The organism is Polynucleobacter sp. MWH-S4W17 (assembly GCF_018687535.1).
Lineage (GTDB): Bacteria > Pseudomonadota > Gammaproteobacteria > Burkholderiales > Burkholderiaceae > Polynucleobacter.
Genome location: NZ_CP061295.1, coordinates 1,313,995 through 1,333,160, shown reverse-complemented (window position 1 = coordinate 1,333,160; position 19,166 = coordinate 1,313,995). Strand labels below are relative to the sequence as shown.

Below are 19,166 nucleotides of genomic sequence, written 5' to 3'. Positions count from 1 at the left end.
AGGCAGCATTCAAAATGTTAAGTCGCTTTCTATTTCTACTGATGTGTTTGTTGTTAGCAGCTTGCTCTACACCGCAAAGTGAATTTGGCGTCTATCAACAATCTGATGGCACGATTGGTGTACATGCGCCTAAGACTGCAAAAGAGAGCGAGGCTCAGGAAGCTGCTCTTGCAGAATGCAAGAAGCAGGGCAAAAGAACTGTGACGATTCTAGAAAGCAGAAAAACGGTCAATGACCGTTTTCCCTTAACTTATATCTATCTTTGTAGATAGTGGCGATTAGTTAGCCCGCCATTGATTGGATCTTAGCTAAGCAACCACTTCTTAATCGACTTGTTGACGCACATTGCATCTAAAGCAAGACCAAAGAACTCAGAGCCATTGGTAACCATGCTTTCGATTGCCTCCACTTTGCCAGACTTGATGCCACGCAAATAGGTTGCAGTACGGTAACGCAAGAAGTGCTCAGTTTCGCCACTTTCATTCTCGGTTGGGCAGATTTCTAGACTGCCATAGCGAGTTTCTGGGTTAATGTTGAGAACGGCTAGGCTCAAAGCCCCAACCAATTTCTCAGGCACTGGGATAGGTACATAGGAGTAGAGGGAGATCATCATTTCCTCTTCGTCTACTTCAATGATGTGATCAATATCCAGCACATCTTTTTCAGTTAACTCAGTCTCGCCAGAATCGCCACCACCAAATGTGGATTCAAACTGCAACATAGCAGTATTGCTTCCTTTGGATATCTCGATCATGTCAGGGTAGCCAAGCAAACCTTTCCACCAATACATCAGTGAGAAAGTGCAGGGCTTTACTTCAACCAATCCCTTGTTGGTAGACTTTGCAAAATACAGACCGTAAAACTCATCATCTTGCTCAAGACCATATTGGTCTACTTTAGGTGATTTAGATGAAGCGGGTTTTGCAGTCTTCTTGGCAACTTTCTTCGCTACAGGCTTTTTGGCCGCAGGTTTCTTTGCCACTGATTTTTTAACTGCTACTTTTTTGGCAGCAGGATTCTTTGCGGCCACTTTCTTGGCTGCTGGTTTTTTCACTACCTTTTTGACTGTCTTTTTGCTTACCACTTTCTTAGCGGCAACTTTCTTGACAGCTTTTTTAACAGGGGCTTTTTTTACCACCTTGGTAGCTACTTTCTTTTTTGCTGGTGACTTCTTTGTAGCCATGGTTTATTACCCTTCTTTCGGTAGTTATTGTGCTTGATGCACTATCTGATATTACTGCAAATTCCCTGGGGAATTCGCCTTTCCTATATGGGGTTTTTCCTGCGGATTACAAGGGTAGGGGTGAAATAAATAGATGGACGTAGCCATTGTTCTTGCAATGCAGGGTTGCTACACTAAAAGCGTGAAGTTTTGTCTAACCTAAATATGAAGAGGGTCTATGTTTCCTGAATATCGCGAACTCATCACCAAGCTGAAAACGACAGATCGTCATTTCTCACATTTATTTGATAAGCATAACAATTTAGATCAAAAGATCCAAAGAATGGAATCCCATTCAGAGCCGAGTACCCCAGAAGAAATCGAGACCTTAAAAAAAGAAAAGCTCCTTTTAAAAGATCAGATTTATGCCGTCTTAAAGAAGGCAAGCAACTAGCTAATTAACTAAGCAAGCAATAAGTTGGAAAAGCCTAGGTTTTGTAGATCTAGGCTTTTTTCAGGAAACAGGCTTTGAGTAGCATATTGCCCGCTTCTGTTTTGCAGTCGACTTCGTGATCACCTGATACCAGACGAATCCCTTTAATCTTGGTGCCAACCTTCAGGGTGGTGGAAGAGCCTTTGACCTTGAGGTCCTTAATGAGGGTGACTGTATCGCCATCTGCCAATAAATTTCCATTGGCATCTTTCACAATGAGCCCAGCCTCAGCCTCTTCTGCAACAGCAGCCATAGGCCATTCATGACCGCACTGGGCACAAACGTAATTTTCCCCATCGGGGTAGGTCATATCTTCCTGGCAGGCAGGACACTTTGGTAGATTATCTGTGCTCATTGACTCATTTTAGTCTACGGGTGATCAGTCTTGTCCCGCATTTAGCACTCGATTTAGAATGGTTAGGTGAATAAAACCCTGAAGATTTCTCTTATTGCTCTGATAGGCTGTCTTGCCATAATAGGTTTGGGTGCATGGTATGCATCATCTTTTGTAAATCCTGCCCAGGTAACCAAGCTCCTGAGTGCTTCGGTCAAAGAGGCTACTGGGCGTGAGTTGAAAATCGCCGGTCCAGTAAGTCTGAGTCTTTTCCCATCAATTAGCGTAAAAGCCGAACAGGTATCTTTGAGCAATGCCTCATGGGCAAGCAACCCTGATTTGTTTGTATTCAAGCATATTGAATTAGATATTAGGATACTTCCGCTTCTGAAAGGTAGCGTTGAAATCAGCAGAATCGGTATAAGAGGGCTAGAGTCGAACTTACAAACCAATAAAGCTGGGGAGGGTAATTGGAACCTCACTCCACCTACGATAGTTGCCAGTGGTTCAGTAACGCAGTCTGCAAATAGCGACTCCTCTAATAACGCCCTTGTCTCCATTAACACTCTTGATGTCGTAGATGCCCATATCAATTATCAAGACGGAGAAAAAGCAGCCAGCCCGATTAGCATTCCCAAAATTTCTTTAGACGCTAGCGATGGAAGGTCTACGATTCTGGTAGATGTTCAGCGCGCTAACTACACCCTAAATCTAAAGGGTAAAACAACTTCACTGCGTAATGCTTACTTCGCCTGGAATCAATCTCCAGTAAACCTAGATCTCGATTTAGTTTTGACCTTAAACGGTAAGTCGCTTGCGATTACGGGCGATATTGATAAAAAGCCAGATCTATTGCCAAAATTTAATATCAATCTCAATTCAAAATCCTTTGATTTAGGACCTTTAGCGGGTTCTGTTGCTATTGCTGGATCAGCTGGAAAAACTCCTCAAGCATCTACACACAAGACCCAAGGAAAGTATTTATTCTCCGATGACGCTCTGCCTTTTGATCTTTTGCCTTTGGCTGACGGCTCGATCAACATTAATATTACTGAGCTTGGGATTCCGCATCAGGCGCCGTTTACTAACTTCAAAACGACACTCCGATTTCAGAAGGATAGGATTGATGCGAGCGATTTCAGCTTTAATGTAGGCAAGGGAAGTGCCCAAGCACAACTTTCCATTGCTCAGTTCACCAGCCCTACGCCTAAGATTTCTGTGAAGGGTATTGCTAAAGACTTTACCTTAGAGCAAATTATTGCCGTCACTGATTCAAGCTCTAGAGTATCTGGTGGTGATGCAAAAGTCGCTTGGAGCTTGCAGGGGAGCGGGATGAGCCCACATCAAATAGCTAGTCGAGCTAATGGCGCTATTCAGGTTTCACTAGGGCAAAGTAAATTAGATTCAAAGTTCATCAATAAAGGCGGGGACTTTGTTATCACTGTAATAGATGCTATCAATCCAATGTACAAGAAATCCAATCAAACTATCTTAAATTGTGCAGTTGCTTACCTACCCATCAATAGTGGAATGGTAAATATTCAGAATTCAGTTGGCATTGAGACGGACCGTCTTGATATCACCTTGGCGGGCACGATCAATCTTGCCGACGAGGCTCTCAATATCAATATTAATCCAAGAGAAAAATCAGGCCTTACAACGGGCTTGAATCTGGCCGGACTTGTAAAAATTGAGGGAACCTTACAAAACCCGCAAACTGGAGTGAATAAGGCAGGGGTGGTGAATAGCGCCGTCTCCATTGGGCTAGGTTTCTTAACCGGCGGTATTAGTATTGCGGCGGAGAATGCTAAATCATTAGCGACCAAGTCGCAGCCATGTAAAACAGCGCTGCACTCTTGGTCTGATATCTATCCTGCTAGCAAGTAAGACTAGCTAAGCTCGTAAACCAGCCTTTTAAAAAACTAAGCCGCTAACAAAGAGACTGAATAAAGAAATAAAGATGCTGGCAAAAAAAGCGGTCCAGAAGCTAGAGATCGTAAAACCACTTACTACTGCAGAAACCAGCATCAACACCAAAGCATTAATCACGAGCAAGAAGAGGCCCATAGTTACTACCGTTAACGGTAGCGTGAAAAGAATGAGCAAAGGCTTAACGATCGCATTGGCAAATCCTAAGAGGAGGGCGGCAATTAATAATGAGCCGCCATCTGCAAAGCGCAAGCCACTAAAAATATAACTGGCAACCCAAAGGGATAAAGAAGTTAAGCCCCACTGGACTAGAAATAGAGTTAAGTTGCTCATGGATGATTCCTTTGCTGGTGTTGTAAGGATTTTATGCCTAATGGCTATATTAGCAGTTGATTAATAGTGCGGGGGGATTTCATCTTGAGGGCCTCCGCCTCCGCCTCCGCTACCGCTGGCTTGTTCTTTAATTGCCTTTAATTCGCGATACAGAAATTCGATTTGCTGCTGTTGCTTGTAGACGGTCTCATTGAGCTTTTCAATTAAGTCTTCTGTGAAGCTTAATTTGATTTCTAGATTAGTGATGCGTTCTTCAGACATAACTTACTTTCTATTCTGAGATAAGCTCAAAGCGCCCATCTTCCATTTCTGCTTTTGGCCTAATCCAAAAATCATGAGATTGCATGGATTCATAAACGTAGGCTGGCTCAAGATTTGCCTCTACGTTAGCCAAGAAGACCACTTTATAAAATCCACCAGTCTTAATGTGGCGCAATCTACTGCCTGGCTTAAAGAGGCCATCGTCAGGATCGGCCATTTTGGGTTTACTCATGTCAACAATGCACTTTCTCGGTATGATCTAGCGATGGCAAATTCCATCCCATACTCCATTCTAGATATATCTCCGATTCCCCAGGGTTTTACTGCTGCCGATGCACTGCGCAACTCCTTGGATGTGGCAAGGCATGCTGAAAAATGGGGCTATACCCGCTATTGGGTGGCAGAACATCACAATATGACGGGCAATGCGAGCTCTGCAACTGCAGTCTTGATTGGCTACATCGCTGCTGGCACCTCCCATATCCGGGTGGGCTCAGGTGGCGTTATGTTGCCAAATCATGCTCCCTTAGTGATTGCTGAGCAATTTGGCACCCTAGAAGCTTTATACCCGGGAAGAATTGAGCTTGGCTTGGGTCGTGCACCCGGCACCGACCAAATGACTGCCAGGGCATTGCGTAGGGATTTATTGGGTAGTGATGATCGTTTTCCACAGGATGTCCGTGAGTTACAGCATTATTTTGGCCCGCTACAAGAAGGACAATCTGTAAAAGCAATACCGGGAGTGGATAGCAATGTTCCCATCTGGATTTTGGGTTCTAGTTTGTATGGGGCTCAATTAGCCGCTCACTTTGGCTTACCTTATGCCTTCGCCTCTCACTTTGCGCCAGAGCAACTTTTAGAGGCAATGAAGATTTATCGTGAGCTCTTTAAGCCATCGGCACAACAAGATAAACCCTATTCAGCATTTGTGATGAATGTAGTTGCAGCAGATACCGATGAAGAAGCTCAATATCTGTTTACTACTTTGCAACAAAATGTTGTCAGAATGCGGCGCAATACTCGCGGGCAATTACCACCCCCAATTGCTGACATGAATGAATTTTGTGCGCCTCATGAGCAAGCGGCGGCAGATCATACCTTGCAGGTTTCAGTGGTTGGTTCGCTAGAGACGGTAAAGCGGGGGATGCGTCGTTGGTTGGATCTGACTGGCGCAAACGAAATCATCATGACTGGGCAAATTTTCGATCATCAAGCTCGTCTCAGATCATTTGAGATCGCCGCACAGGCCGCGCAAAGCCTATAAGATCGCTACGTTGTAATCTGCGGTAATGAATACTTGTTCTTTTGCAGCCTGATTCGCAAATCGCAGCACTGCATTGTCTTTGCTGATTAAGAAGCAGGGCTTTGCGGTGTAAGCCAGGTCTAAAAAGACTTGGTCATCCGGGTCTTGGCATAGCCAGGGTGCTTTGGCTAAGTTTTTATCATCCATCATGCCTGCTAAACCATGCCATTTCTGGCGAATTTGCTCTTGTTGTACTTCATCGAGCGAAAACAGGGGGCGAGCAATCACATCAGCAAATTCTTCTAAAGTGTTTGGAGTTGCGAGCGCATTTATTTTGCCTTCGATCAGCGCTTGCTTTAAATGAAGCGCTCTAAAGTCATTAAAGACAAAAAGATCTAGCAGGACATTGGTATCGAAAACTACTGCCTTCATTTCTAACGCCTATTGATTGTTGCGCCAAATCTCTGGGGTAATAGTGACCTGCCCTTTATCAGAGGAGACGTAAGCCTCACCATCTTGAACATTGACATGAATCACCATGCTGCGCTCAACCAACTTGTTCAGCTCTTCCGCTTGTTCTGCTGGTATAGAGATTATTTGTAAATTGCGAGCACGAGTTAGTTTGTTGGCAATGCCATCCCACCAGATTTTGCTGGTATGTCCGCCGTAGCAATAGACAATCACTTGATCAGAACGACCACAGGCTTTCAGAATACGACGCTCGTCTGGTTGACCGATTTCAATCCACAACTTGATTGCATCGGTAAGATCTTTAATCCACAGATCGGGTTCGTCGGTATCACTCAAACCCTTTGTAAACGCTAGATCCTCATTTGCCTGCAATGCAAAGGCGATGATGCGGATCATCATCCGCTGCTCAGTCTCAGAAGGGTGCTTAGCAATAGTTAATGAATGGCTGCCATAGTAGTGGCGGTCAGAATCTGCGACATGAAGGTCGACTTTGTGGATAGTTGCGCGTAGAGCCATGACGTATTATCGCCTTTATGAACCAACTCCTAGCCTGAGCTAACCTATAACCAGTATTATTTGGCTTGTGGCTCCTGATGAGCCTGGAAATACCTCAAAGTACTGTGTACCGTAAAAACCCATGATCCGTATTACTGAATTACGTCTGCCAATTGACCATGCTCCAGAAGCTCTGGAGAAGGCGATATTGAAGCGCCTCAATTTAGACGCTAAAGACTTAATACGATTTGAGGTCTTTAAGCGTAGTTACGATGCGCGAAAGAACGTCGCTCTCTCTTTTATCTATACAGTAGACTTATCTGCAAAGCATGAAGATGTTCTTCTGAACCAATTTTCTGGAGATCTTCATGTAAGACCATCCCCGGATACGAACTATCACTTTGTAGCAAAAGCCCCTGAAGCTATAGATTCTGGAAAAGCACTGCGCCCAGTAGTCGTTGGATTTGGCCCATGCGGTATTTTTGCCGCTCTAGTATTGGCGCAAATGGGTTTTAAGCCTATCGTTCTTGAGCGCGGCAAGAAAGTTCGCGAACGCACGCAAGATACCTGGGGCTTATGGCGTAAGAATGTTTTAAATCCAGAATCCAATGTGCAATTTGGAGAGGGCGGTGCTGGTACGTTTTCAGATGGTAAGTTGTACAGTCAGATTAAAGATCCTAAGTTTTATGGGCGCAAGGTCATTCATGAGTTTGTGAAAGCTGGCGCTCCCGCAGAAATTACCTATGTAGCTAAGCCGCATATCGGCACCTTCCGCCTAGTTGGCGTAGTCGAGAAAATGCGTCAGGAAATTATTGACTTAGGTGGTGAGATTCGGTTCTCGCAAAAGGTGATTGGCTTTGATATTGAGAATGAGCAAATTACAGGGGTCAAGATTGAAGGGCAAGAAGATCTACCTGCCAACCATGTCATCTTGGCTCTGGGGCACAGTGCACGGGATACCTTTGAAGCCTTGCATCATGCCGGTGTCTTCATGGAATCTAAGTCCTTTTCTGTTGGCTTTCGGATTGAGCATCCCCAATCACTGATCGATAAAGCACGCCTGGGTCCTCATGCTGGCAATGAGTTAATTGGCGCGGCAGATTACAAATTGGTTCATCACGCCAAAAATGGTCGTTCCGTCTATAGTTTTTGCATGTGCCCTGGTGGGACAGTGGTCGCTGCCACCTCCGAGCCGAATCGAGTTGTAACCAATGGCATGAGCCAATATTCTCGTAACGAACGAAATGCCAATGCGGGAATCGTTGTTGGCATTACTCCAGAAGATTACCCGGGTGGCCCATTGGCGGGAATTGAGTTTCAGCGTGCTATTGAATCAAAGGCTTTTGAATTAGGTGGTAGAACTTATGAAGCGCCGGGTCAACTGATTGGCGACTTTTTAGAAGGCAAGCCTTCAACTCAGTTCGGTAGCGTCATGCCGTCATATAAGCCCGGCGTTCATTTAACGGATCTGGCAGATAGCTTGCCCGCTTATGCCATTGAGGCCATTCGTGAGGCGATTCCCGCTTTTGAAAAGCAAATCAAAGGCTTCTCTATGAAAGATGCTGTTTTAACTGGTGTGGAGACACGCACTTCTTCCCCTTTGCGAATTACTCGAGGCGCCAACTATCAGAGTCTGAATATCAAAGGCCTTTATCCAGCGGGAGAGGGTGCTGGCTATGCCGGTGGAATCTTGTCGGCAGGTGTTGATGGGATTAAAGTAGCAGAAGCAGTCGCGCTAGACTATCTGTCAAAGTAAATATCACATAAGAACCCCATGAATTCTGCAGTAACTCATTCATCGACCGAAGAAAAAGAAGTTCTTTTTCATCCGGAGTTATTGAAGAGGTTTGATATTAATGGACCGCGCTATACCTCTTATCCAAGTGCAGATCGATTTCATGGGGATTTTTCTGAGGCTGATTATCTAGGGGCATTAGAGCGGGTGGCTAAAGCGAATGAGTCGCTGTCTTTATATTTTCATTTGCCGTTTTGCCCCAATATTTGCTATTACTGTGGTTGCAACAAGATCATCACCAAGGATCATGGGCGTAGCGCTAAATATATCAAGTATCTTGCCAAAGAAATGGCCATGGTTACTAAAGCCATGGATGCTCAGAAAAAGATTCCCGTTACGCAATTGCATTGGGGTGGAGGCACGCCTACTTTTTTATCTCATGAAGAGATGACCGAGTTGATGCAGCACACTCGCGAGCATTTTGAACTGCTGCCTGACGGTGAGTATTCAATTGAGATTGATCCACGCCGTGTTACTGAGCAAGATATTGCACTCTTGGCTGATCTGGGCTTTAACCGCATTAGCTTGGGTGTTCAGGATTTCAACTTGGCAGTTCAAGAGGCTGTTCATCGCGTGCAAACGATTGAAGAAACTCAAGCGGTGATGGATTGGTCCCGAAAGTATGGATTTAAATCACGCAGCGTCGATTTAATCTACGGTCTACCAAAGCAAACACCAGAAACGTTTAAAGAAACGGTAGATGCAGTGCTGGCTATGAATCCAGATCGCTTGTCTGTTTACAACTATGCGCATTTGCCGCATATCTTTAAGCCGCAACGCCGCATTGCTGAATCTGATTTGCCTGCTGCTGCTGATAAGTTGGATATTTTGTCTAATACCATCGCACGGTTAGGCGAGGCTGGCTACGTCTTTATTGGCATGGATCATTTTGCTAAGCCTGATGATGAATTGGCTATAGCCCAAAAAGAAGGAAGGTTGCATCGCAACTTCCAGGGTTACTCCACCCAGGCGGAGTGCGATCTTCTGGCATTTGGAATCTCTTCTATTGGTAAAGTGGATGATTGCTACTCTCAGAATGTCCGTACTTTGGATGAATATTACGAAGCATTAGATGCGGGTCGCTTACCGGTACTCCGAGGTTTGCGTCTTGATAAAGATGATCTTCTGCGCCGTGAGTTAATTGGTGAGTTGATGTGCCAATTCGCCTTAGACACCAAAGCGTTTTCAATATCGCATCAAATTGAATTCTCAAATTACTTTAAGACGGAAATGGAAGAACTCAAGAGTCTAGAGGAGGCCGGTCTCCTCAGCTGGGAGGGTGAAAGTATTCTGGTTCCCACGAAGGGTCGCCTCCTGGCTAGACGAGTGGCCATGACTTTTGATCGGCACCTCCGGGAATCCCAGGCTAAAGGGACTTATTCCAAGGTTTTGTAGTGTCAAACCTTAAGCAATTTGATTTAGATCAAATGCACTCAAAAATACTGTTGCTTTTTAGCAAAGAAAAAAATCCCAGGGGCTGTTGATTTGATTTGTATCAAATCGCCCACTCTGTATCAATTCGAAAATGATTTCATCGAAATTGATAACAAAAAGGGAAACCATCATGCGTATTAAATCACTCGTAGGGGCAATGGCTGTAGTTGTATCTTTAGCCCCAATCGCGGCTCAAGCCCAGGCACAAGAAAATCCTTGGATGGTGCGTGTACGCGCGGTGGATCTGCTTTGGCAAAATGGACAGTCTGGCCTGGTTCAAGCCGCAAACGTAAAAGCTAAAAATCAAGTTATTCCTGAGTTTGATGTTTCTTACTTTTTCACAAAAAATATTGCAGCTGAATTGGTGTTGACATGGCCGCAACAGGTGAATATTACTTATGGCCCAGGTAATGCCAACGCCGGTAAGATTACAGCTTTACCGCCATCACTTTTAGCCCAGTACCACTTTACTGACTTAGGTGCTTTTAAACCTTATGTTGGCGCTGGCATCAATTACACCATCTTTGGAAATCGTCAAAATTTCCCTGCGCTCGGAAATCAGGTACAAGTTGATCAGTCAAGCGTTGGTTTTGTTGGTCAAGTTGGCATGGATTACATGTTGGATAGAAATTGGGGTTTAAACGTTGATGTGAAATATGCAACTATGAGTACCAATGTAACTGGTAGCGGAGCGCTTGCCGGTGCATCTGGCAAGTTGACATTGAACCCGTGGATGCCAGCAGTTGGCGTAACTTACAAGTTCTAAGAATTCAGTTCTTGGGTATTGAGATAGGGCTCCTTAGGGGCTCTATTTTTTTGTCTCAAAATTACCGGGATAAGTCATCGACGAGTTTTTCAAACACCCCTTCATTAAAGGTGAAATTATTAAACCGATGCAATTTAGCGTGGTCTGGCGGCTCTATTCTCCGCTTAGCATATTGATCCCAGTGAGCAAGCTTCCATTCGTCTCTTGGGTCAGCTCGTTTCTCCATCCGCTTTTTGGCTTCAGACTCCTCTAGGTCAATCCAAGCAATCTGAATAGAGGTCTGTGGGGGCACCCCCAATTTCTGCGCATCAAACATCTTGCCACTCTGAATCTCCTTCGAGAATGGGCCGATCAGAATGACATTTACCCCTAAAAGCAAATTCTCCCTGGCGATATTAATGAGACCTTGGTACTCCCAATCGCGCAGATTCTCAAGGTAGAAGGGGCTGTCACGGTCATTTGGGTTCTGAGTAGTGAGGCCCATGACATGGGCGCTGAAGTCGCCATACACGGTGTCTTTATCTAAAAAGAAAAAATCTTCTCCAGTTTTCTCAATAATCAGAGGCAGAGCCTTTTTGGCTAAAGTCGACTTTCCAGTGCCGGCATGTCCCGCAAAGAGGATCAGGCGGGGCGCATAAGGAGTTAATTTACAGACCATAAGTAGCTAGTCTCGCAGAAATAAGTGGAAATATCTCCTCTTTTGGGGAAGTGACGATAATGTCGCCATGGCTTTAATCGTACTCACTGATGCAAAACTGGCTTTTGGCCACGTTGACCTCCTCGCAAACACTGCTTTTTCACTGGAATCCGGTGAACGTGTTGGCTTAATTGGCCGCAATGGCACTGGTAAATCTTCCTTGTTGAAGATATTGGCTGGTATAGAAAAGCTGGACGATGGTCTCTTGCAGTATCAGCAAGGCCTCAGAATCGCATATGTTCCCCAAGAGCCTATATTTGAGGCGGAAGAGACTATCTTCGAGGCAGTTTCCAAAGGTGTTGCTCAAGCAAAAGCCTTGCGCGAGGAATACGAGGCCCTCAGCGTTGGCGAGTGGGATGATGCCTCCCATGATCGCCTTGACGAAGTGCAATCGCAATTAGAGGCCTTGAGCGGCTGGAATTGGGAGCAACGTGTTTATGAAACATTAGATCGTTTGCACTTGGAGTCTGATCTCAAAATCAATACACTTTCTGGCGGTACTAAGAAACGGGTTGCCTTAGCGCGTGCTTTAGTTGAGATGCCTGACGTGCTACTACTTGATGAGCCAACCAACCATTTGGATTTGGATTCGATTGCGTGGTTGGAAGAACTTCTTAAGGAGTATCAGGGTTCAGTAATTTTGATTACCCATGATCGCGCCTTCTTGGATAACGTCTGCACCCAGATTGTTGAGCTCGATCGCGGCATTCTGCGTAGTTACCCAGGTAACTTTACTCAATATGAAGTATTAAAAGAGCAAGAGCTCAACTCTGAATCCTTAGCTAATGCTCGTGCCGATAAATTATTGGCGCAAGAAGAGGTCTGGATTCGTAAAGGGGTTGAGGCTCGCCGTACTCGAAGCGTTGCCCGAATTGCACGCTTAGAAAAGTTACGTAGCAGTCGTGCCGAACGCAGGGATGCCATGGGGCAGGTGAAGTTGGCGGTTTCTGCTGGTGATCGTAGCGGTAAGATTGTGGCTGATTTACAGAATGTCAGCAAAACCTATGATCGTCCGATCGTGAAAGACTTCACGGCAACGATATTGCGTGGCGATAAAGTGGGATTACTAGGCCCTAATGGCGCAGGTAAAACAACTTTGCTCAAATTAATTTTGGGAACTATTACACCCGACTCGGGTACTGCCACTATGGGAACACGCATTGAGGTGGCTTATTTCGATCAAATGCGCGAAGGCTTGGATCTCAATGCTTCACTAGAAGATTACATTAGCCCTGGTAGCGAGTGGATTGAAATCAATGGCAATAAGAAGCACGTTAAAAGTTATCTGAGTGATTTCTTATTTGCACCCGAGAGAACCAATTCTCCGGTGAGCACCTTATCTGGTGGCGAGCGCAATCGCTTGTTACTAGCGCGTTTATTTGCCAGACCAGCTAACGTATTGGTTTTAGATGAGCCAACCAATGACTTAGATATTGATACTTTAGATTTGCTAGAGCAACTCTTGCAAGACTATAAAGGCACTGTTTTCTTGGTAAGTCATGATCGTTACTTCTTGGATAACGTTGTTACCAGCATCATTGCGAATGAGGGTGATGGTTTTTGGCGAGAGTATGAAGGTGGTTACGAGGATTGGAAGATTCAGAAAGCGCGTTCAGATAAGATTCGCGCTGCCAATGGAAATTCAAAATCAGTGGAAAAGCTGGAAGCTAAAGCAGAGGTGAAGACCGAGGCTAAAGTAGAAGCAAAGCCAGCTGCTAAAAGCGGAGTCCAGAAGCTCAACGGCAAAGAGCGTCAAGAGCTAGAAGCCTTACCATTGCAAATCGAGACATTAGAAACTGAGCAGGCTGATATTGGGATTGCTATGAGTAACCCAGATCTCTATAAAAATGAACCTGAGTTGGCGGCTAGTATGCAAGCCCGCCTTAGTGAAATCACTGCCGACTTAGATCAAAAGCTGCAACGCTGGGAGCAGCTTTTGAGTCGTTCAGAGTCCTAACGCTACAGCCTAGCCGCGTGGCAATCGGGCGCGTAGCTGGGCAATCTCATCAAGTAAGTCGAGTGCGAGGGCAACGCCTGGTACATTTAACTCTAAATCGTGTGTGAGATGCGCAGCAGTTTTTGCTCTTCTCAAAGAGTCACCAGTAAAGCGCCAATCTTGAGGTGATGATCCTGTCGGGCTTAAAACCCCTTCTGTAACCCAAGTCATGATGAGATCTTCTGCAGTGCGTGATGCATGGGAGAGTTCAACAATAGTCATGTGAACGTCATTCTCAACAACTTCACCTTCAATCCAAGTGATATTAGTCTGTGTCATCTCGATCATCCCTTCAAGTGAGTTCTAGGGTTGAAATCAAAAGCTTTTTCAAATGATTGATAGGCTTCTTTGCGTGCATCTGTATCTGCTGGTGGCAGTGCGATAGAAGGTACAACATAGAGATCGCCAGCATCTGCGCTTGGAATACCTTTGCCTTTGAGTCGCATCTTGCGACCTGCTACCGTTCCAGCCGGAATCTTTAATTCCAAAGTGCTGCCTGCTGGTGTAGGTACATTAACAGTTGTTCCTAAAGCCGCTTCCCATGGTGCCAAAGGAATATCGATGAAGACATCTTTGCCCTCTACGCGGTAGATTGGGTTTGGATGGAAATCAATTTCTAAATAAAGGTCACCGGCAGGGCCTTCGCCAACACCAGGACCGCCTTGTCCAGATAGACGCAGGTTTTGTCCAGCCTTAATACCTTTGGGAATGCTGACATCTAACTTGCGCTCTTGGGTGCTGACATGACCGTTCGCATCTTGCACGGGCATGTGTAGCGCAATCGTACGTTTGGCACCGTTGTACGCGTCTGCAAGATCAATCAAAATTTTGGCGTGATGATCTTGGCCTTTGAAGTTCATGCCCTGACGGGGGTTGCCACCGCGACCACCTTGGCGATGTTTGCCTCTACCAAAGAGCGACTCAAAGAATTCGCTTTGATCACCTTCAAAGCCACCGCCATAACCAGGATGACCGCCACCATAGCCGCCATCAGAATATTCAAAGCCTTCATTCCAGTTTGGGGGAGGGGTAAAGTCTTGACCGTTTTTCCAGTTCTCACCAAAGCGATCGTAGGCGGCGCGCTTTTCAGTGTCTTTTAAAACAGCATAAGCTTCGCCGATTTGCTTAAACTGCTCTTCAGCACCAGCTTCTTTGTTTACATCCGGATGGTATTTGCGAGCAAGCTTGCGATAGGCTGATTTAATCTCAGCTTCAGTGGCGCCACGAGCAACGCCGAGTGTTTCGTAGTAATCCCTAAATTTCATAAGCCTGTTTCAGTTTGGTTTCTATCTGGGTTGAGCTAATAGGATTAATTCTACAGTTCTATTAGCTCATTACCCCAATTTGCCAGGGTACAAATTCATAGTCACCCAACCCCAATAATTCGCTTTTGGAGGGCTCTCCAGAGGCAGTGCGGAGAAATAAATCAAAGATCCGTTGCCCCATCTCCTGGACTGAGACAGTGCCATCCAAAATCTCGCCACAGTTAATGTCCATATCCTCGGTAAGACGCTCATACATTGGGGTGTTAGTGGCCAACTTGATGCAGGGTGCTGGCTTAGAGCCGAACATCGAACCGCGACCGGTGGTGAAGGCAACAAGATTGGCCCCACCTGCGATTTGGCCAGTAGCGGATACCGGATCAAATCCAGGCGTATCCATGAATACAAAGCCCTTGGTATTTACCGGTTCTGCATATTTATAGACTTCCATTAGTGGACCAGTACCACCTTTCATCGAAGATCCGAGGGATTTTTCAAATATATTGGCCAAGCCACCGATCTGATTTCCTGGGCTCACTTGCCCATTGATTTGCACATCTCTACCGACGGAGTATTCATCTTTCCACCAGCGAATTCGTTTAATGAGCTTTTCACCCACTTCTTTGCTAACAGCGCGGCGGGTAAGGGTATGCTCTACACCATAAATCTCTGGAGTTTCCGAAAGAATTCCAGTGCCACCATGGCGGGACAAAATATCAATCGCGGCACCTAGTGCGGGATTGGCTGTAATTGAAGAGAAGCCATCGGAACCGCCACACTGTAAGCCAACCGTCAGGTGACTTGCCGACACTGTTTGCCGTTTTGCTTGATTGGCTGCAGGCAAAAGTGCTTTGACAGCTTCGATACCTGCCTCAATGGTTTTGCGCGTGCCGCCCGATTCTTGCATGATAAAGGTATGCAGAGTATTTCCTTCGGCCAGGTCTTCTTGCTCCATCAAGCCTTTTAGTTGATTACGCTCACAACCGAGACCCACAATTAGAGCGGCTGCTAGGTTGGGGTGACGAGCATACCCAGCCATAGTACGGCGAAGTAATTGCATTGGCTCACCACTCATTTCCATACCGCAGCCGATGTCATGACTAAACGCCACGACTCCATCTACATTGGGAAAATCTTTCAATCTTTCGGGGGTAAACCAGTCTGCAATTTTGTTCACAACAGTTGCTGAACAGTTTACTGTCGACAAGATGCCGATGTAATTACGTGTTCCTACTTTTCCATTGGGTCTGACATAGCCCTGGAAGGTAGCTCGTTGAGCTTCGGGCAACAATTGGGTCGGCTTATATTCGCTTGCATAAGCGTAGTCACGATCAAACTCGCGAAACTCAGTATTGTGACTATGCACCATCGTGCCGGGTTCGATGTCGGTATTAGCAAAACCTACCGTCACGTTGTATTTCAGAATTGGCTCGCCCTTGAGGATCTTTTTGGTGGCAATCTTGTAGCCAGCAGGCACTTGGCTGCGACTTGTAAAATGCTCAATAGGAACTTCAGCGCCAATTCCAACATCAACCCGGGCGACCACAATATTGTCATTAGGATGCAGGCGAATAATAGGACCAGCTAGTTTTTTTCCAGAGATTTCGATCATGAATTTCTTTCGATTTAATAGTTTAAATATTCAGCAGTTGCGCCAGATTTTTTAACAATAGGGGCCCACTTAGTAGCTTCGGACTTAATATATTCGCCCTGGTATTTTGGGGTGATGGCGCTCATGGTTTCTCAATCATTCAATATTAAGAACGTCAAAAGCAGCTTTCAGTCTACGGGAGTATGAGTCGGAAACGGTTTTGATTTCTTCTGGGGTCCACTTCCTAAATCCTTCCCCAGCTTTCATGCCTGTTTTTCCATCAGCCATGAGCTGAACTACTTTTGGAGGTAGTGTAGTGATATTGGAAAGCGATGGATAAATTTCCTTAGCAGCATTTGCCATCCCATCCCAGCCTGAAATTTCCTTCTGTGTCATTGGGCCTACAGCGGCGTAACGGAAGCCAAAGCTATACCTCACGGCATCATCAATATCAGCTGGCGTAGCAATTCCTTCTTGTACGAGCGAGAGCGCTTCTCTCATCAAGGCGTGTTGAATACGGTTTGCTAAAAATCCGGGAATATCCTTCTTTACCAGGACAGGCTTCTTTTCGATGGCCCTATAAAGCTCGCAAGCTTGCTCCGCATATTTAAGTTCTGTTTTTTGTCCCATAACAATCTCAACTAGGGGGACAACTTCTGCTGGCATGAAATAGTGCGCACCCATCATGCGGTTTGCTGTTTTGAGGCCTTCTGCAATTTTACTGATGGGGAAGCCTGAGCTATTGCTGCCAATAGGAATGTCTGCTGGCACTACTTGATCAAGGTGTTGGAAAACTTTTTGTTTTAGTTCTAAGTTCTCGGCAACAGTCTCAATGATCCAGGAGAATTGGTCCCAGTCTTGCCAATCCTCCAAGATCCCAATGAATTGCTGCTTCTTAATGTCAGCTTCATCCTTGGTTGCACTGTCTCCAGCCATACCAATTTTCTTTGCAAGACTGATTGCTTTATCCAAACACGCATCAGCCTTATCTTTTGTTCTGCCCAATATGACTACGGGTATGTTTTGGGCAATAAATCCAGCTGCAATGCCAGCACCCATGATTCCGGTTCCAATAACAGCTACAGATTTCATATTTTTCAACTTATTCGGTTAAGTTATAAACGGCTTAAATTAATTTTGATCAACAAGGACTTAAGGTTATCATTATTTATGGTTTAATTGTTTAATAACAAAAATTACTTATCCGTACAACTTACCACAGGTGACTCTTTATGACGATGCACAACCCTTTCCAGCCCGTTGAGAAAATTAAAACGGAAGTGTTTTCAACCATGCCAGAGAAGTTTCGCAAAAAATCCCGTACAGGATGGTCCGATCCTAATCGCCAAGGCGCAGAAGTAGAGTGCTTTTTAGAGGGGCCTTCATTCGATCGTGAGGGCAATTTGTGGTTCGTCGACATTCCCTTTGGCCGTATTTTCCGCATCGACACCAAGGGCGAGTGGGAGCTGATTACTCAATATGATGGTTGGCCAAACGGCATGAAGTTTCATAAAGATGGGCGCGCTTTTATTTGTGATTACAAAGCAGGTTTGTTAGCGCTAGATCCAAAAACTGGAAAAATTGAAACTATCTTAGGATCGATGTATAGCGAAAACTTTAAAGGCTTGAACGATCTTCACTTTGCCTCGAATGGCGATTTGTATTTCACAGATCAAGGTCAGACCGGCATTGCTGACCCAACTGGTCGCGTGTTTAGATTGCGTGCCAATGGGCAACTGGATCGTTTGGCGCTAAATGTGCCAAGCCCAAACGGCATTACTTTGAATACTCAAGAAAAGCATGTATTCGTAGCGGCCACTAGATCTCAGCAAATTTGGAGATTGCCTTTGATGGCTGACGGCTCTGTTTCCAAGACAGGTGTAGCGATACAGTTAACAGGTGGCGTTGCAGGTCCAGATGGTATTGAAATGGATTCAGAAAACGGCTTGTTGGTATGTCACCTAGGTATTGGAATCTGGAGATTTGATAACAATATGCTGCCAACCCACTTGATCTACTCTGAGAACCCACATCACCATCATTTGGCTAATATGTGTTTTGGTGGGGCGGATGGAAAAGATCTCTACATTACCGAGTCTTTATCTGGCGATATTCTGAAAGCACGTTTGCCAGTTGCTGGTAAAAAAATGTTTGGACTTTCTTAAATTGAGTGAACGATCACCGTTATATAAGTCTTTAGCCAAAACGCTAGAGCAGCGTATTTATAACGGTGATTGGCCAGTGGGATCCGTCTTGCCTGCCGAGGCGGATCTTTGTAGGGATTTTCAGTCTAGTCGGCATACATTGCGGCATGCACTACAAATTCTGGAATCTAATGGCCTGATTTATCGCCATCAAGGCGCGCCTACAAAGGTGGTGTCTAGACAGCGCTTACGCCGTTTCACCCAAAGCTATAACTCTCCAATTGATATTCTGAGTTATTCACGTGATACCTATCGTCAGAACATAGTCGAAGAATTTATTGAGCTAGATAAGTCCCTAAGCCAGATTGTTGGTGCACCGGTTGGATCATCTTGGTACCACATTGGCGGAATTCGAAAGCGTCAGCAGGCGGAGGAGGTCATAGCCTGGACGGATATTTATATATTGCCCCAGTTTGCTTCGTTGACAAAAGATCCAGAACACACCCAGGTAATGGTGTATGAGCAGATTGAGGAAAAATATGGCGCTCGTATCGAGAGGGCGGAGGTAGATGTATATGCTTCTCAAGTGTCGCCAGAAATTGCGGAAAAACTTCACATCAAGCCTGACACTGCATGTCTGGTCATTATTCGCCGCTATTTTGATGATCAGGATAAATTATTTGAAGTGACAGTAACGCATCATCCGGAGAATAAATATGTTTACAGCATGGAATTTAAAGCGAGCTCAGAGGCTTAAATC

Annotated in this window: 22 protein-coding genes; 10 read left to right on the top strand and 12 right to left on the bottom strand. The window is 45.3% G+C overall.

The genetic code is table 11. From position 1 onward, the window contains the following. The first annotated feature begins 14 nt into the window (after positions 1-14). The gene (locus tag C2755_RS06580; RefSeq protein ID WP_215320207.1) at positions 15-272 is read left to right on the top strand and encodes a hypothetical protein; all 258 of its coding nucleotides are present in this window, start codon (positions 15-17) and stop codon (positions 270-272) included. 32 nt (positions 273-304) lie between these two features. On the opposite strand, the gene C2755_RS06575 is transcribed toward C2755_RS06580, so the two are convergent. Further along, positions 305-1,183: a hypothetical protein gene (locus C2755_RS06575; RefSeq protein ID WP_215320205.1), complete on the bottom strand. Its 879-nt coding sequence runs from the start codon at positions 1,181-1,183 to the stop codon at positions 305-307. 217 nt (positions 1,184-1,400) lie between these two features. Between C2755_RS06575 and C2755_RS06570 the strand changes: the two genes are divergently transcribed. After that, complete coding sequence (locus tag C2755_RS06570) at positions 1,401-1,616, top strand: YdcH family protein (protein WP_215320203.1); 216 nt, start codon at positions 1,401-1,403, stop codon at positions 1,614-1,616. Positions 1,617-1,665: 49 nt separating this feature from the next. Here C2755_RS06570 and C2755_RS06565 read toward each other — a convergent pair whose 3' ends face one another. Continuing rightward, positions 1,666-2,010, bottom strand: coding sequence for a zinc ribbon domain-containing protein YjdM (locus tag C2755_RS06565; RefSeq protein ID WP_215320201.1), 345 nt, complete (start codon positions 2,008-2,010; stop codon positions 1,666-1,668). A 66-nt stretch (positions 2,011-2,076) separates the two neighbouring features. Here C2755_RS06565 and C2755_RS06560 point away from each other — a divergent pair, with 66 nt between their 5' ends. Then, positions 2,077-3,876: an AsmA family protein gene (locus C2755_RS06560; RefSeq protein WP_215320199.1), complete on the top strand. Its 1,800-nt coding sequence runs from the start codon at positions 2,077-2,079 to the stop codon at positions 3,874-3,876. A 27-nt stretch (positions 3,877-3,903) separates the two neighbouring features. Here the strand turns inward: C2755_RS06560 and C2755_RS06555 are convergent, their stop codons facing one another. The 3 genes from C2755_RS06555 to C2755_RS06545 are packed head-to-tail and all read right to left on the bottom strand — an operon-like array spanning position 3,904 to position 4,744. After that, positions 3,904-4,251, bottom strand: a complete 348-nt coding sequence (locus C2755_RS06555; protein ID WP_215320197.1) for a phage holin family protein — start codon at positions 4,249-4,251, stop codon at positions 3,904-3,906. A gap of 60 nt (positions 4,252-4,311) precedes the next feature. Further along, on the bottom strand, positions 4,312-4,512 hold the full coding sequence (locus C2755_RS06550) for a SlyX family protein (RefSeq protein WP_215320195.1): 201 nt from the start codon (positions 4,510-4,512) through the stop codon (positions 4,312-4,314). A 10-nt stretch (positions 4,513-4,522) separates the two neighbouring features. Then, on the bottom strand, positions 4,523-4,744 hold the full coding sequence (locus C2755_RS06545; RefSeq protein WP_215320193.1) for a hypothetical protein: 222 nt from the start codon (positions 4,742-4,744) through the stop codon (positions 4,523-4,525). A 33-nt stretch (positions 4,745-4,777) separates the two neighbouring features. On the opposite strand from C2755_RS06545, the gene C2755_RS06540 reads away from it, so the two are divergent. Then, positions 4,778-5,776: an LLM class flavin-dependent oxidoreductase gene (locus C2755_RS06540; protein ID WP_215320191.1), complete on the top strand. Its 999-nt coding sequence runs from the start codon at positions 4,778-4,780 to the stop codon at positions 5,774-5,776. On the opposite strand, the gene C2755_RS06535 is transcribed toward C2755_RS06540, so the two are convergent. Both C2755_RS06535 and C2755_RS06530 read right to left on the bottom strand, forming a co-directional pair. Then, complete coding sequence (locus C2755_RS06535; RefSeq protein ID WP_215320189.1) at positions 5,771-6,187, bottom strand: putative toxin-antitoxin system toxin component, PIN family; 417 nt, start codon at positions 6,185-6,187, stop codon at positions 5,771-5,773. The genes C2755_RS06540 and C2755_RS06535 overlap by 6 nt on opposite strands. Positions 6,188-6,196: 9 nt before the next feature. Continuing rightward, on the bottom strand, positions 6,197-6,742 hold the full coding sequence (locus C2755_RS06530; protein WP_215320187.1) for a YaeQ family protein: 546 nt from the start codon (positions 6,740-6,742) through the stop codon (positions 6,197-6,199). A gap of 121 nt (positions 6,743-6,863) precedes the next feature. Here C2755_RS06530 and C2755_RS06525 point away from each other — a divergent pair, with 121 nt between their 5' ends. From C2755_RS06525 to C2755_RS06515, 3 genes are all read left to right on the top strand, one after another. Further along, on the top strand, positions 6,864-8,477 hold the full coding sequence (locus C2755_RS06525; RefSeq protein ID WP_215320185.1) for an NAD(P)/FAD-dependent oxidoreductase: 1,614 nt from the start codon (positions 6,864-6,866) through the stop codon (positions 8,475-8,477). Positions 8,478-8,495: 18 nt separating this feature from the next. Beyond that, positions 8,496-9,911: an oxygen-independent coproporphyrinogen III oxidase gene (hemN, locus tag C2755_RS06520; RefSeq protein WP_215320183.1), complete on the top strand. Its 1,416-nt coding sequence runs from the start codon at positions 8,496-8,498 to the stop codon at positions 9,909-9,911. 169 nt (positions 9,912-10,080) lie between these two features. Next, entirely contained in the window at positions 10,081-10,716 is a 636-nt protein-coding gene (locus tag C2755_RS06515; RefSeq protein ID WP_215320181.1) for an OmpW family protein, read from the top strand. A 61-nt stretch (positions 10,717-10,777) separates the two neighbouring features. Here the strand turns inward: C2755_RS06515 and C2755_RS06510 are convergent, their stop codons facing one another. Continuing rightward, positions 10,778-11,374 carry an ATP-binding protein gene (locus tag C2755_RS06510; RefSeq protein WP_215320179.1) on the bottom strand — a complete coding sequence of 199 codons (597 nt, stop codon included), beginning with the start codon at positions 11,372-11,374 and terminating at the stop codon, positions 10,778-10,780. 67 nt (positions 11,375-11,441) lie between these two features. Here C2755_RS06510 and C2755_RS06505 point away from each other — a divergent pair, with 67 nt between their 5' ends. Then, the gene (locus C2755_RS06505; RefSeq protein ID WP_215320177.1) at positions 11,442-13,370 is read left to right on the top strand and encodes an ATP-binding cassette domain-containing protein; all 1,929 of its coding nucleotides are present in this window, start codon (positions 11,442-11,444) and stop codon (positions 13,368-13,370) included. Between the two features lie 9 nt (positions 13,371-13,379). Here C2755_RS06505 and C2755_RS06500 read toward each other — a convergent pair whose 3' ends face one another. From C2755_RS06500 to C2755_RS06485, 4 genes are all read right to left on the bottom strand, one after another. Continuing rightward, a complete protein-coding gene (locus C2755_RS06500) occupies positions 13,380-13,688 on the bottom strand; it encodes a chaperone modulator CbpM (RefSeq protein ID WP_215320175.1) in 309 nt (102 codons plus the stop codon). A 5-nt stretch (positions 13,689-13,693) separates the two neighbouring features. Then, positions 13,694-14,674: a DnaJ C-terminal domain-containing protein gene (locus tag C2755_RS06495; RefSeq protein ID WP_215320173.1), complete on the bottom strand. Its 981-nt coding sequence runs from the start codon at positions 14,672-14,674 to the stop codon at positions 13,694-13,696. Between the two features lie 61 nt (positions 14,675-14,735). Continuing rightward, complete coding sequence (locus C2755_RS06490) at positions 14,736-16,283, bottom strand: UxaA family hydrolase (RefSeq protein WP_215320171.1); 1,548 nt, start codon at positions 16,281-16,283, stop codon at positions 14,736-14,738. A 135-nt stretch (positions 16,284-16,418) separates the two neighbouring features. After that, positions 16,419-17,354 carry a 3-hydroxyacyl-CoA dehydrogenase family protein gene (locus C2755_RS06485; RefSeq protein ID WP_215320169.1) on the bottom strand — a complete coding sequence of 312 codons (936 nt, stop codon included), beginning with the start codon at positions 17,352-17,354 and terminating at the stop codon, positions 16,419-16,421. Between the two features lie 140 nt (positions 17,355-17,494). Between C2755_RS06485 and C2755_RS06480 the strand changes: the two genes are divergently transcribed. Together C2755_RS06480 and C2755_RS06475 are read left to right on the top strand one after the other, a co-directional pair. Beyond that, the gene (locus C2755_RS06480; RefSeq protein WP_072583457.1) at positions 17,495-18,427 is read left to right on the top strand and encodes an SMP-30/gluconolactonase/LRE family protein; all 933 of its coding nucleotides are present in this window, start codon (positions 17,495-17,497) and stop codon (positions 18,425-18,427) included. A 1-nt stretch (position 18,428) separates the two neighbouring features. Further along, complete coding sequence (locus C2755_RS06475; RefSeq protein WP_215320167.1) at positions 18,429-19,163, top strand: GntR family transcriptional regulator; 735 nt, start codon at positions 18,429-18,431, stop codon at positions 19,161-19,163. The last annotated feature ends 3 nt before the right edge of the window (positions 19,164-19,166 follow it).

Bases quoted from the DNA above. Each gene is read 5' to 3' on its own strand.
- C2755_RS06580 (WP_215320207.1), top strand. From the start codon at position 15: ATGTTAAGTCGCTTTCTATTTCTACTGATGTGTTTGTTGTTAGCAGCT.
- C2755_RS06575 (WP_215320205.1), bottom strand. From the start codon at position 1,183: ATGGCTACAAAGAAGTCACCAGCAAAAAAGAAAGTAGCTACCAAGGTG.
- C2755_RS06570 (WP_215320203.1), top strand. From the start codon at position 1,401: ATGTTTCCTGAATATCGCGAACTCATCACCAAGCTGAAAACGACAGAT.
- C2755_RS06565 (WP_215320201.1), bottom strand. From the start codon at position 2,010: ATGAGCACAGATAATCTACCAAAGTGTCCTGCCTGCCAGGAAGATATG.
- C2755_RS06555 (WP_215320197.1), bottom strand. From the start codon at position 4,251: ATGAGCAACTTAACTCTATTTCTAGTCCAGTGGGGCTTAACTTCTTTA.
- C2755_RS06550 (WP_215320195.1), bottom strand. From the start codon at position 4,512: ATGTCTGAAGAACGCATCACTAATCTAGAAATCAAATTAAGCTTCACA.
- C2755_RS06545 (WP_215320193.1), bottom strand. From the start codon at position 4,744: ATGAGTAAACCCAAAATGGCCGATCCTGACGATGGCCTCTTTAAGCCA.
- C2755_RS06540 (WP_215320191.1), top strand. From the start codon at position 4,778: ATGGCAAATTCCATCCCATACTCCATTCTAGATATATCTCCGATTCCC.
- C2755_RS06535 (WP_215320189.1), bottom strand. From the start codon at position 6,187: ATGAAGGCAGTAGTTTTCGATACCAATGTCCTGCTAGATCTTTTTGTC.
- C2755_RS06530 (WP_215320187.1), bottom strand. From the start codon at position 6,742: ATGGCTCTACGCGCAACTATCCACAAAGTCGACCTTCATGTCGCAGAT.
- C2755_RS06525 (WP_215320185.1), top strand. From the start codon at position 6,864: ATGATCCGTATTACTGAATTACGTCTGCCAATTGACCATGCTCCAGAA.
- hemN (WP_215320183.1), top strand. From the start codon at position 8,496: ATGAATTCTGCAGTAACTCATTCATCGACCGAAGAAAAAGAAGTTCTT.
- C2755_RS06515 (WP_215320181.1), top strand. From the start codon at position 10,081: ATGCGTATTAAATCACTCGTAGGGGCAATGGCTGTAGTTGTATCTTTA.
- C2755_RS06510 (WP_215320179.1), bottom strand. From the start codon at position 11,374: ATGGTCTGTAAATTAACTCCTTATGCGCCCCGCCTGATCCTCTTTGCG.
- C2755_RS06505 (WP_215320177.1), top strand. From the start codon at position 11,442: ATGGCTTTAATCGTACTCACTGATGCAAAACTGGCTTTTGGCCACGTT.
- C2755_RS06500 (WP_215320175.1), bottom strand. From the start codon at position 13,688: ATGACACAGACTAATATCACTTGGATTGAAGGTGAAGTTGTTGAGAAT.
- C2755_RS06495 (WP_215320173.1), bottom strand. From the start codon at position 14,674: ATGAAATTTAGGGATTACTACGAAACACTCGGCGTTGCTCGTGGCGCC.
- C2755_RS06490 (WP_215320171.1), bottom strand. From the start codon at position 16,283: ATGATCGAAATCTCTGGAAAAAAACTAGCTGGTCCTATTATTCGCCTG.
- C2755_RS06485 (WP_215320169.1), bottom strand. From the start codon at position 17,354: ATGAAATCTGTAGCTGTTATTGGAACCGGAATCATGGGTGCTGGCATT.
- C2755_RS06480 (WP_072583457.1), top strand. From the start codon at position 17,495: ATGACGATGCACAACCCTTTCCAGCCCGTTGAGAAAATTAAAACGGAA.